The organism is Tissierella pigra (genome assembly GCF_009695605.1).
Classification (GTDB): Bacteria; Bacillota; Clostridia; order Tissierellales; family Tissierellaceae; genus Tissierella; species Tissierella pigra.
The window spans coordinates 112,980-125,192 of record NZ_VUNQ01000004.1; the positions used below are offsets into that span (position 1 = coordinate 112,980).

Below are 12,213 nucleotides of genomic sequence, written 5' to 3' on the forward strand. Positions count from 1 at the left end.
TTTTCTATGTCTAGACAAAATGGCATTAGTATAGAGGATATGTTAAAATTAGAGGTAATGGAATCCTGCAAATTAATTGCAGGATTTCGAGGTGCTAGAAATACCATATCTAGAGTAAATATAATGGCAGACCCAGATATATTAGAATGGACAACAGAGGGAGAGTTTTTATTAACGACTGCATACTCCTTTAAAAAGGATACTATTGAATCTCAGAAAGAACTTATAAAAGAATGTGCTTCTAAAAATTTAGCAGGGTTGGGAATTAAAATATCACCTTATTTAGAAAATCTATCTCAAGAGGTTCTGGATTTGGCTAATGATCTGAGTTTCCCCATAATAGATATTAATTATTCCATACCTCTATCTGATATAATGATGGTAACCTTTAGGGAGATATTTAATAAACAAGCTTCACTACTAGAAAGAATTGAAAAGGTTCATGAAAAGTTAATGGGGGCAATGTTAGAAGGAAATGGATTAGAGAATTTAGTTGAAATAGTTAGGGAAAACATTAAGAATCCTGTAATACTCCATCTAAATTTCTCCAATGAAACTATAAAAGCCTTAGAAGGAAGTGACCCTAATAATATTCATGAGTTGTGCAAAGAGGTAAAAGAGTTTTATGAACACAATAATAATAAAAGTAAATTGAAAAAATTAATTGAAGATAAAGTAATAATCGATGGAAAATATATAAAAAGGATGATAATGCCCATAGTATTGCGAGAACATGTATATGGACATTTATTTGCTTGGGGTACAGATATGCCCATAGGTGGGTTTGATTTGGCTATTATAGAATCTGCATCAACTACTATTGCCCTAAGTATATTACAGGAACTATCTATAAAGGAAGTAGAAATAAGATATAGATCAGAGTTTTTTGAGGATTTAATTTCTATTGACAGTAAGAGGAAGAGGAAAGCATTAGATAGGGCGAGGTTCTTTAATTTACAGCTTGAGGATTCCTATGTTATAGAGGTAATGAGTTTTAAACATAAAAATGAAGATGATGAAAATGAGTTAATGGTAAATTATATACAGGATTTTATAAATCCAATGGTACATACAATAGAGGAATTTATGAATTATTTAAATTTAAAGGGAATTGTATCTACTAAAGCAAATGGAATTCAAATTCTTTTAAGTTTTACAACAACAGATTTTATTCAAGATAAAATTAAAGAATTTAATCAAAAGATACTAGAATCTATTAGAAATAAATCAGATAAGTTAGATGTAAAAATAGGAATAGGAAGAGTATATAAAAAATTAGAAAATGTAGATAAAAGCTTCCAAGATGCAGTAAGAACAGTACGAATAGGTAAGATTATTACAACAAAGGAAATAGTTACCTTTGACGAGCTGGGAATATTTAAAATTTTATCTGAGGAGATATTAAAAGATGAGTTAGAGGATTTTTATAACTCTACTTTAAAGCCTTTAGTGGACTATGATAGTAAGAAATCCACAGAGCTAGTAAAGACCTTAGATGTATACTTTAAAAACAATGGAAATTTAACTAGAATATCGGAACAGCTATTCACCCATTATAATACGGTACTTTATAGAATAAATCGTATTACTGAAATAACAAAAATGGATTTAGAGGACCCGAATCATAGATTAAATCTAGAAATTGCACTAAAAATTAAAGAACTATTAGATAAATAAATGCCAGAGTTTCTCTGGTGTTTTTTTATTTGATTTAAATATTTATCTTTGTATATTGTAGAATTATAGTATAATTAATGGTAGCAAAGGAGAGATAAAAATTGGAGATACAAGTGAGTAATGCTATACTTCATATATTGGATTCTATAAATTCATTACCTGTATATTCTCAGGAAGTTTTAGACTTAACTAATGAAAAGATACAAGAATTTATTGGAAAACATATTGAAAGAATGTTTAATGACCAAGGGGTTAAATTAGGAAGATTTACAGAAAGTTCAAAGATTAAAGATTTAACTATAAATATTAATGAGGACTTTATTGGGACAAGTATATTAATTGCAGAAAAACTATATGAAATTATGGTAAGATATACGGAAATTCCCAGCGGAGATTTATTAATAGCATCATTGATTATAGAAAATCAAAATTATATAATGTTGGTAAAGTTAAACTATAAGGAGGGTTATACCCATTATGTGGATTATGGGGACAATGGGACTGCAAATAAGATAGTTGTTAACAAAGTAATGTTTCCATCAGAAACCCAGAAAAGTATTGAAGCTGCTTTAATTAAATCGGAGGATTTATCCATAAAGATATTTGAAAGGGAATATGATATTGAAGGAGAAAAGATATTATATTTTTCTAAAATGTTTCTAGATTGTGATACTGACCTTTCTATTAAGGAGAGTATAAAGGTAATTAGAGATGTGGCAAAGAAAATGACTAAAGAATACTATGAAGATGATTTTGAAAAAGTATCTGCCATAAAGGAAGCAATATATGATAATCTAGATACTGGTGTTATTGAAGTAGAAGAAGTGGCAAACAAAGTATTTAGCAATAATATTGATATAAAAAAAGAGTATATAGAAAGAATTGAAGAGGCAGGAGTAAGTAAGGTTGTAGATTTAGAAGGAAAGAAACCAGAAAAGAAACTAACTGTACATAAAATAAAAATAGATAATGGAATACAGTTAGATATTCCAGTGGACCTTTATAGAGATAGAAATATAGTAGAGTTTATAAATAATACAGATGGAACCATATCTATACTTATAAAAAATATCAGTAAGATAAAGCAGGGAAATTAGTAGAAGTTCTCAATTAGTTCAGAGAGGAGAGATTATTTTGTTTTCTGAAGAAGGTTTGCATTTGAGGATAAATGATATATTGGACTCATCTTATGATGGGATTTATATAACTGATGGAGATGCCAATACAATAATGGTAAATAAGGCTTATGAAAGGATTGCTGGTATAAAGGTTGAGGAACTAATTGGGAGAAATATGAATGATTTAGTAAAGGAAGGATATATATCTCAATCGGCTACTCTATTGGTATTGAAAGATAGAAAGATAAACACCATTGAACAGAATTTTAAGACTGGAAAAAAAGCATTGGTTACATCTACTCCCGTATTTAATAGTGCAGGAGATATTACAATGGTAGTTACAAATGTAAGAGATATTACTGAATTATATGAACTGAAGGAAAAATTAGATGAAAAAGAAAGCCTTACTAAGAAGTATTCTGTAGAACTTGAAGCTTTAAAAATAGAACTACTAAAGAATAATGATTTAATTGCCATGGATAAAAAGATGTTAGACATTATTCAAATGGCAATTCGAGTAGCTCCAATTGATACAACAGTATTGATAACAGGGGAGACTGGAGTAGGTAAGGAAGAGATTTCAAAATTGATATATAAAAATAGTAGTAGAGCAAATAAACCATTTATAAAAATTAATTGTGGATCTATACCTAAGACATTAATAGAAGCAGAATTATTTGGCTATGAAAAAGGCTCATTTACAGGGGCAAATAGAGAAGGAAAAATAGGTTTATTTGAAGTAGCTGATGGAGGAACAATATTTTTAGACGAAATAGGAGAATTGCCTCCTGATATGCAGGTAAAATTTCTAAGAGTACTTCAAGATGGGCAATTTACTAGAGTTGGTGGAATAGAAGAGATAACAGTAGATGTTAGAATTTTAGCAGCTACCAATAGAAATCTTGAAGAAATGGTAAGAGAAAAGGTATTTAGGGAGGATTTATATTATAGATTAAATATAGTACCAATTATAATACCTCCATTGAGAGATAGGCGAGATGACATTATTCCACTTATACACTATTTTTTAGATAAATTAAATAAGAAATATAAATTTAAAAAAACCATATCCAGTGAAGTGATGAAAACATTATATGCCTATGAATGGAAGGGGAATGTACGAGAACTGAGAAATATTATCGAAAGAATGGTTGTAATGTCTGAGAAAGATATAATCAGTAAATCAGACCTTCCTAAATCAGTATTAGCTTGGAACGAATCTCAAAATATAATCAATGAAAATGAAATAGTGCCATTAAAACAAGCATTAAATAAAGTTGAAAAGCATCTATTAGAAATTTCATTCGATAAATATGGAAATGTACGAGATGCTGCAAAAGCATTAGAAATAGACCCTTCTACTTTTGTAAGAAAAAGACAAAAATATAAATAAGCGTTGTAAAATTGCAACTAATTGCAATTTTACAACATAGATGGAAAGAATAGATAATTAGTATTTTAACCAATAGGATTGATAAATACCTAATATTTCCAGAAAAAAGTTGTTGCAATAATACAACAAAAGAAACTGGAAATATTTCTTTATACAATATAGTTAATTATTTAACGAGAAGAACAGAGGGGTATAGAGAAATGTTAAAAAATTGGCATATTTATTGCAATAGATAATAACAAAATTTAGAAAAGAGGGGTTGCCAAGTGGATAAAACAGTTATAGACATTATGGTGGAAAAGGCTAGAGAAGCACAAAGAGTATATGAAACATTTAATCAAGAAAAAGTAGACAGCATTGTCAAGGCAATAGGAAAGGTAATTTATGATAATGCTGAAATCTTAGCCAAAGAAGCCGTAGAAGAGACAAGAATGGGAGTATACGAAGATAAAGTAGCAAAAAATAGAGGAAAATCCAAGACTATTTGGAATAGTTTAAAGGACAAAAAATCCATAGGTATAATAGATGAAGATGTTGAAAATGGATTAATCTCCATAGCTAAACCTATAGGAGTAGTATGTGCTGTTACTCCTACTACAAATCCAATTGTTACACCTATGTGTAATGCAATGTTTGCCTTAAAAGGCGGCAATGCCATAATTGTTGCGCCACATCCTAGATCTAAAAAATCAAGTACTCATGCAGTAGAATTGATGAATGAAGAAATTAAAAAACTAGGAGGACCTGATAATCTTATACAAATAATCGAAGAGCCATCAATAGAATTAACAAATGAACTAATGCAGAAATCAGATGTTGTACTTGCCACAGGTGGAATGGCTATGGTTAAATCAGCATATTCCAGTGGAAAACCGTCTTTTGGAGTAGGAGCTGGTAATGTTCAAGTAGTTTTAGATAGAGATATAGATTATATAGAAGCTACTGAGAAAGTAATAGCAGGAAGAAAATTTGATAATGGAATTATTTGTTCAGGAGAACAATCCATCATAGTACCAGAAGATAAATATGAGGATGTTGTGAAAGCTATGGAAGCAAATGGAGCTTTCTATGTTGGAGATGAAGAAACTGTAAGTAAGTTTAGAGAAGTTTTATTTAAAAATGGAATGATAAATGGCGATGTAGTAGGACAGTCAGTACAATTTATTGCAGATTTAGCAGGTGTTGAAGTACCAAAGGAGACTAAGGTAATATTATTAGAACCAACAGGAGTTGGAAAAGAAGATTTACTTTGTAAGGAAAAGATGTGTCCAGTAATGATAATAATTCCTTACAATACATTTGAAGAAGCAGTAGAGATAGCTCAAACAAATCTTGAATTAGAAGGTAAAGGACATACAACTGCGATTCATTCCAATAATCAAGAACATATAAAATATGCTGGATTAAATCTTACAGTTTCAAGACTAGTTGTAAATGCACCATCATCTACTACAGCAGGTGGTTCATTATTTAATAGCTTATCACCAACCACTACTTTAGGTTGCGGAACTTGGGGAAATAACAGTATATCAGAAAATCTAAACTATAAACATTTAATAAATGTATCAAGAGTAGCCTTCGTGAAAACAGGAGTTACTGCACCTACAGACGAAGAAATTTGGGCTTAGATATAATAAGGGGGTAATTAAATGAGACAATTAGTTGTAAAACCTGAAATATATAAATTTAATAGCTGTGATGAATTTGTAGAGACGTTTCCAATTACTGAGAAGGATTTGGTGCTTACAAATGAATATATTTATCAGCCTTATTTTGGAGACTTTAAATTACCATGCCATGTTGTATATCAAGAAAAGTATGGATTAGGAGAACCTTCAGATGAGATGATAGACAAAATATTTGCTGATATAAAAGACGTTGACTTTAATAGAGTAATTGCAATTGGTGGAGGTTCTGTAATAGATATTGCAAAATTATTTGTAATTAAGAATGCTTCAAATACATTGGAGCTATTTGAAAAATCTATTCCAATGATAAAGGATAAAGAGTTAATAATTATTCCTACTACATGTGGTACAGGTAGTGAAGCTACTAATATTTCCATAGCTGAATTAAAATCTAAAGGAACAAAGATGGGATTAGCAATAGATGAATTATATGCAGATTATGCAATCATGATACCTGAAATGCTAAAAACATTACCATATAAATTTTTTGTGACTAGTTCCATAGATGCTTTAATCCATGCAATAGAATCTTTAGTTTCACCAAAATCCAATTGTTATACTGAACTATTTAGTATAAAAGCTATTGAAATTATCTTAAAAGGATATTTAGAAATTATTGAAAAAGGTGAAGACTATAGAATTGAAATAATAGAGGATTTCTTAATTGCAAGTAATTATGCTGGAATAGCTTTTGCAAATACAGGGGTAGGGGCAGTTCACGCTTTATCTTATCCAGTGGGAGGTACTTATCATGTGCCACATGGAGAGGTAAACTACCAATTCTTTGTGGAAGTATTTAAGACATATAATAGATTGAATCCAGATGGAAAGATTAAAGATGTAAATAAGATGTTAGCAGATATAATAGGAACTACAGCTGAAAAGGTATATGATGAACTTGAGAAAATATTAAATAATTTACTTCCTAAAAAATCACTTAGAGAATATGGCATGAAGGAAGAAGAAATAGAAGAATTTACAATATCTGTACTTGAAAAACAACAAAGATTATTAGCAAATAATTATACAGAATTATCAAGAGATGAAATAAAAGGTGTTTTTGCTAGATTGTTTTAGGAGTGATTATATGGATTGGAAATTAGAATATAACAATAGATTAGTATCTAAAGAAGAAGCAGTAAAACATATAGAGTCTGGTGATAGAGTAGTAATAGGTCATGCTGTAGGTGAACCAACTTTAATAATAGAAGCCATGGTGGCAAATAAATCTCAATATGAAAATGTAGAAATAGTTCACATGGTTCCAATGGGAAAAGGTGAATATTTGGAAGAGGGTATGGAGAAGCATTTCCGTCACAATGCCATATTTGTAGGTGGATCTACTAGAGAGGCGGTAAACTCAGGGAGGGCAGACTATACACCATGTTTTTTCTCAGAAGTTCCAAGGCTTTTTAGAGATGGCAGTCTTCCAGTAGATGTTGCACTTATAAGTGTTAGTAAACCAGATGAAAATGGATATTGCAGCTTAGGTACATCTGTAGACTATACAAAAGAAGCTGCTAAATCTGCAAAAATAACCATAGCTCAGATAAATGAAGAGATGCCAAGGACAATGGGAGATTCTAATATTCATGTGTCAGAATTAGATTATATAGTGGAAGGCAATATGCCTATTCCAGTTTTAAATCCTCCTAAGATTTCTGAGGTAGAAAGAGCTATAGGAGAACATTGTGCTTCATTAGTTGAAGATGGCTCTACACTTCAATTAGGTATAGGGGCAATACCAGATGCAGTATTATTATTCTTAAAGGATAAAAAGGATTTAGGTATCCATTCTGAAATGATTTCTGATGGTGTTGTAGAACTATACGAAGCAGGAGTAATTACAAATAAGATGAAAACTTTACATCCAGGGAAAATGGTAGTTACATTTTTAATGGGTACAAAGAGACTATATGATTTTGTAAACAATAATCCAGAACTGGAAATGTATCCAGTAGACTATGTAAATGACCCATGTGTTATAATGCAAAATTATAAAATGGTATCCATTAATTCTTGTATCCAAGTGGATTTAATGGGGCAAGTGGTTTCAGACACAGTAGGCAAGAAGCAATTCAGTGGAGTAGGAGGACAGGTAGACTTTGTTCGTGGTGCTTCCATGGCAAAGGATGGAAAGTCAATTATAGCAATGCCTTCTACAGCAGCAAAAGGAAAGATTTCAAGAATAGTACCTATAATAGATGAAGGTGCAGCAGTTACTACTTCAAGAAATGATGTACATTATGTAGTTACTGAATACGGAGTAGCAAATCTTAAAGGAAAAACCTTAAAAGCGAGAGGAAGAGCTTTAATAAATATAGCCCATCCAGATTTCAGAGACCAGTTAATCAAAGAATGGGAAATTAGATTTTCCGGTAAGTTCTAATATAAAGGGGGCATTATAGCCTCCTTATGTTAGAGTTGTTATATATTATTATAAATATATTTAAAAGGAGATGTGTCAAATGGCATTAATGACCAGGGAGGAATATATAGAAAGTTTAAGAAAAATGAATCTAAAGGTGTATTTATTTGGGGAACTTGTTGAAAATCCTGTAGATCATCCAATAATCAGACCTTCTATGAATTCAGTAGCAATGACCTATGAATTAGCACAGCAAGAAGAATATAAGGATTTAATGACTACAAAATCTCATTTAACTGGTGAAGTAATCAATAGATTCTGCCATATTCACCAAAGTACTGAAGATTTAATTAAAAAAATAAAAATGCAAAGACTATTAGGTCAGAAAACTGCATCTTGTTTCCAAAGGTGTGTAGGAATGGATGCTTTCAACGCAATATATTCTACTACATTTGAAATGGATAAAGAATATGGTACAAATTATCATGAGAGATTTGTAAATTACTTAAAATTCATTCAAGAAAATGACTATACAGTAGATGGAGCCATGACAGACCCTAAAGGAGATAGAGGACTTTCACCATCTCAACAGGAAGACCCAGATTTATATCTTCGCATTACAGAAGTAAGGGAAGACGGAATCGTAGTAAGAGGGGCAAAGGCTCACCAAACAGGAGCTGTAAACTCTCACGAACATTTAATCATGCCGACCATTGCATTAAAAGAAGAAGATAAGGACTATGCAGTATCTTTTGCAGTTCCATCAGATGCTGAAGGAGTAATTATGATTTATGGTCGTCAATCATGTGATACAAGAAAGTTAGAAGAAGGTGCAGATATTGACCTTGGAAATGCTCAATTTGGTGGACATGAAGCATTGGTAATATTCAATGATGTATTTGTTCCAAATGATAGAGTATTTATGTGTCAAGAGGCGAAATATGCTGGTATGTTAGTAGAAAGATTTGCAGGATACCATAGACAATCTTATGCTTGTAAAACAGGTGTAGGTGATGTTCTAATAGGTGCAGCGGCTTTAGCAGCAGATTATAATGGTGCAAATAAGGCTAGTCATATAAAGGATAAGTTAATCGAAATGACACATTTAAATGAAACTCTATGGGCATGTGCTGTTGCCTGTTCAGCAGAGGGAAGTAAAACAGCATCAGGAAACTATTTAATAGATTTATTACTAGCAAATGTATGTAAACAAAATGTAACTCGTTTCCCATATGAAATCTCAAGATTAGCAGAAGATATAGCTGGGGGACTGATGGTTACAATGCCTTCAGAAAAAGATTTTAAAGATCCAGAAATAGGAAAATATGTTGAAAAATATTTAGTTGGCAAAACTGGAACTTCAACAGAAAATCGTATGAGAGTGTTAAGATTAATTGAAAATATTACATTAGGTACAGCAGCAGTTGGATATAGAACTGAATCAATGCACGGTGCTGGTTCTCCACAGGCTCAGAGAATAATGATTGCTCGTCAAGGAAACCTTGAATCTAAGAAAGAAATGGCAAGAAAAATTGCACAATTAGATTTAAGTAAAGATAACTAATAAGTTAATAAAATAATCTAGTGGAGGGTTGGTTTTGAACGATATGTTATTGAAGGAAATAGAAGATGTGGTGGAAAACTTTGTAAGACCACAGCTTAAATTACATGGGGGAGACATAAGGGTTAATTCTGTTATTGACAAAACGGTGAGAATAACATTGACTGGTAATTGCCATGGATGTCCCTCTGCTCAGATTACTACTGAGGAGATTGTAGAGAGCATATTGAAGGAAAAACTAGGGGATTCAATAGACAAAGTTATTTTGGTCAATCAAGTTGATGATGAATTATTAGCCTTTGCTAAAAAACTTTTAAATGGTGGTGAATAGGTGAAGGTAGGTATAAAATATTGTGGTGGATGTAATTCCAGATTTGAACGGACTACTATTGCAGAAAAAATAAAAGCAGATTATAAAAACCTTGAATTTAGTTATGCTAAAGAGGATGAAGAATATGACTTTATTATTGTAATTAATGGATGTCATATAGCATGTGCGGGATTACATGACTTAAATTCTAAAAAAGGCTTTATAATTATTAGAGATAATGATTATAAGAATATAAAAATAAGGATAGATGAAATACTATAATATCATACTTCAAAGAAACCCTAGTTAGAATATAATTTTGACTGGGGTTTTTAGTTATAAATAAGAATATATATTTGGGATAAAAATAAATATAAGAATTGGTATGTAGATAATGTATAATGTAACTAGAATGGAAATATTACTATGAAGGGGTAAAGTGGTTAGCAGAAAAAGGAGTAGTAAATATTGGAGTAGATGCACCTGCAATAGACCAAGCTCCTGATGATATTGATTTTTCAGCTTATTTAGTCTGTGGAGAGTATAATATAACCAATACAGAGAATTTGCGTAATTTAGACAGACTAATAAATAAAAGATTTTTATATATTGGATTACCTTTAAAAACAAGAGATAGTACAGGCTCACCAATTAGAGCAGTTGCTTTATTAGAGGAATAAAAAACAATCCAAGGAATATTCCTTGGATTGTTTTTTATTGGCATTTTACTCATCATCACTATTTTCATTTTCTTTTTCAGATATTATAATTTCTTGAGGTTTATTAATACTATCTGCCTTCTCGGAAATATCAGCTAACTTATCTGTTATTTTAGAAATTAGATTTGATGATTTTTGTTTCATATCTGCAAGTTTATCTTCTTTAGCCTTGACTGATAATCCACGACCTTTATCTATTTTTATTTCTGATTTAAGTACACGAGACTCCCCATCAATTTTCATCTTTACAGCATTGATTGCTTTAGCTTGACGTAAATCAATGGACAAAGCTGAAACAGCTGTAAGGCGTTGATTTTCGACTTCTTCCTCTGTCTTTGGTTTATTATTATCATATTGTTCCTTTACTTTTTCTGCCTGTTTTTTCATTTCCTTTGTCATCATTTCAGCAATTTGATTATCTATATTTTTTAGCTGGTCATCATAGGCTTCCAACTGAGATTTTATAGAATCCATTGTGTCACCTTTTTCAAGAGCTCTACTAATCAAAGATTTTCTTTGTTCTGTAATATTCATCTTTTGTTTCATAAGATTTTCTAAGAAATTTTTGCCTTTCCCTGTGGAGAAATTGTAACACTATCCTTCGACAAATTCTTCACAAGTTGCAAAGTATCATCATTGTTATTTTGTCTTGCAATACTTTGATTAACTCTATATACGTTTAGAAAACTATTCTGTCCAACGCTATTGAAACTCACATTCATCTCTACCACCCTCCCTCATTTTAAATATCTTCCTTTATTATAATCTATCGGCTAAAGTTGATAAAATATTAACTTTCATAAAAATAAATTATGATTTATAAATAGATTTTATTAGATGAATTTATAGAAAGATGTATAAAATAACTGAGATAAATATAATTATAGGAATGGCAAGTTTAATTTCAAATTTTCTAATTCTAGGATTCATATAATTATGTCTAATATAGTTCTATTAACTGATAAAGTGTTTAAAACTTTGGATTATGTACTTCATAGAAAAAGGCTAACTGCATTTGGGTTTAAATTTAAGGAAGTCCATAAAGAATTAAATTTAGATGATGCTGAAGATGGAAGGCTAGAAGATTGACACATTGATGAAAGTTTGAGAAGTGATTTACTTTATGTAATTTTAAGGTATGAATGGAATGTTAACTAAACTAATAACTAAACTTAGATTATAATATTAATCTATCTGTCACAAAATGGTAATATTATTTGTTATAATTGTGTAAAGGTTATTTCAATTATTATAGATAGTGTTAACTAGAGTATGAAAACTAGATTAAAAGAATTTAGCCTAAATAAAATTAAATTTACTAAAAAATATAGAACTTTAAAGAAAAAAAGCATAAAAAACAAGAGATATTTTAAGGATTT

General features: G+C 30.6%; 12 protein-coding genes. 10 read left to right on the forward strand and 2 right to left on the reverse strand.

What is annotated here, in order from left to right; all coding sequences use genetic code 11:
* Positions 1–6 precede the first annotated feature (6 nt).
* The 9 genes from FYJ83_RS03535 to FYJ83_RS03575 all read left to right on the forward strand — a co-directional run bounded on the left by FYJ83_RS03535 (position 7) and on the right by FYJ83_RS03575 (position 10,397).
* Positions 7–1,677 carry a PucR family transcriptional regulator gene (locus FYJ83_RS03535; RefSeq protein ID WP_154438958.1) on the forward strand — a complete coding sequence of 557 codons (1,671 nt, stop codon included), beginning with the start codon at positions 7–9 and terminating at the stop codon, positions 1,675–1,677.
* A gap of 101 nt (positions 1,678–1,778) precedes the next feature.
* Complete coding sequence (locus tag FYJ83_RS03540) at positions 1,779–2,774, forward strand: nucleoid-associated protein (RefSeq protein ID WP_154438959.1); 996 nt, start codon at positions 1,779–1,781, stop codon at positions 2,772–2,774.
* A 37-nt stretch (positions 2,775–2,811) separates the two neighbouring features.
* The gene (locus tag FYJ83_RS03545; protein WP_154438960.1) at positions 2,812–4,188 is read left to right on the forward strand and encodes a sigma-54 interaction domain-containing protein; all 1,377 of its coding nucleotides are present in this window, start codon (positions 2,812–2,814) and stop codon (positions 4,186–4,188) included.
* A gap of 266 nt (positions 4,189–4,454) precedes the next feature.
* A complete protein-coding gene (locus FYJ83_RS03550) occupies positions 4,455–5,816 on the forward strand; it encodes an aldehyde dehydrogenase family protein (RefSeq protein ID WP_326828292.1) in 1,362 nt (453 codons plus the stop codon).
* A gap of 21 nt (positions 5,817–5,837) precedes the next feature.
* Positions 5,838–6,953 carry a 4-hydroxybutyrate dehydrogenase gene (locus tag FYJ83_RS03555; protein WP_154438961.1) on the forward strand — a complete coding sequence of 372 codons (1,116 nt, stop codon included), beginning with the start codon at positions 5,838–5,840 and terminating at the stop codon, positions 6,951–6,953.
* Positions 6,954–6,963: 10 nt separating this feature from the next.
* Positions 6,964–8,265 carry an acetyl-CoA hydrolase/transferase family protein gene (locus tag FYJ83_RS03560; protein ID WP_154438962.1) on the forward strand — a complete coding sequence of 434 codons (1,302 nt, stop codon included), beginning with the start codon at positions 6,964–6,966 and terminating at the stop codon, positions 8,263–8,265.
* Between the two features lie 79 nt (positions 8,266–8,344).
* Positions 8,345–9,808 (forward strand): 4-hydroxyphenylacetate 3-hydroxylase family protein, encoded by a 1,464-nt coding sequence (locus FYJ83_RS03565; protein ID WP_154438963.1) that lies wholly within the window; start codon positions 8,345–8,347, stop codon positions 9,806–9,808.
* A 43-nt stretch (positions 9,809–9,851) separates the two neighbouring features.
* A complete protein-coding gene (locus FYJ83_RS03570; RefSeq protein WP_229768476.1) occupies positions 9,852–10,136 on the forward strand; it encodes a NifU family protein in 285 nt (94 codons plus the stop codon).
* Positions 10,137–10,397: a hypothetical protein gene (locus FYJ83_RS03575; RefSeq protein WP_154438965.1), complete on the forward strand. Its 261-nt coding sequence runs from the start codon at positions 10,137–10,139 to the stop codon at positions 10,395–10,397.
* 443 nt (positions 10,398–10,840) lie between these two features.
* Here FYJ83_RS03575 and FYJ83_RS03580 read toward each other — a convergent pair whose 3' ends face one another.
* Both FYJ83_RS03580 and FYJ83_RS03585 read right to left on the reverse strand, forming a co-directional pair.
* Positions 10,841–11,380: a hypothetical protein gene (locus tag FYJ83_RS03580; RefSeq protein WP_154438966.1), complete on the reverse strand. Its 540-nt coding sequence runs from the start codon at positions 11,378–11,380 to the stop codon at positions 10,841–10,843.
* Between the two features lie 8 nt (positions 11,381–11,388).
* The gene (locus FYJ83_RS03585; RefSeq protein ID WP_154438967.1) at positions 11,389–11,556 is read right to left on the reverse strand and encodes a hypothetical protein; all 168 of its coding nucleotides are present in this window, start codon (positions 11,554–11,556) and stop codon (positions 11,389–11,391) included.
* A 214-nt stretch (positions 11,557–11,770) separates the two neighbouring features.
* On the opposite strand from FYJ83_RS03585, the gene FYJ83_RS03590 reads away from it, so the two are divergent.
* Positions 11,771–11,923 (forward strand): hypothetical protein, encoded by a 153-nt coding sequence (locus tag FYJ83_RS03590; RefSeq protein WP_154438968.1) that lies wholly within the window; start codon positions 11,771–11,773, stop codon positions 11,921–11,923.
* Positions 11,924–12,213 lie beyond the last annotated feature (290 nt).

What these genes read in the sequence shown, in the direction of transcription:
- FYJ83_RS03535 (WP_154438958.1), top strand. Translation starts at nt 7, where the DNA reads ATGTCTAGACAAAATGGCATTAGTATAGAGGATATGTTAAAATTAGAG.
- FYJ83_RS03555 (WP_154438961.1), top strand. Translation starts at nt 5,838, where the DNA reads ATGAGACAATTAGTTGTAAAACCTGAAATATATAAATTTAATAGCTGT.
- FYJ83_RS03560 (WP_154438962.1), top strand. Translation starts at nt 6,964, where the DNA reads ATGGATTGGAAATTAGAATATAACAATAGATTAGTATCTAAAGAAGAA.
- FYJ83_RS03565 (WP_154438963.1), top strand. Translation starts at nt 8,345, where the DNA reads ATGGCATTAATGACCAGGGAGGAATATATAGAAAGTTTAAGAAAAATG.
- FYJ83_RS03570 (WP_229768476.1), top strand. Translation starts at nt 9,852, where the DNA reads ATGTTATTGAAGGAAATAGAAGATGTGGTGGAAAACTTTGTAAGACCA.
- FYJ83_RS03580 (WP_154438966.1), bottom strand. Translation starts at nt 11,380, where the DNA reads ATGAAACAAAAGATGAATATTACAGAACAAAGAAAATCTTTGATTAGT.
- FYJ83_RS03585 (WP_154438967.1), bottom strand. Translation starts at nt 11,556, where the DNA reads ATGAATGTGAGTTTCAATAGCGTTGGACAGAATAGTTTTCTAAACGTA.
- FYJ83_RS03590 (WP_154438968.1), top strand. Translation starts at nt 11,771, where the DNA reads ATGTCTAATATAGTTCTATTAACTGATAAAGTGTTTAAAACTTTGGAT.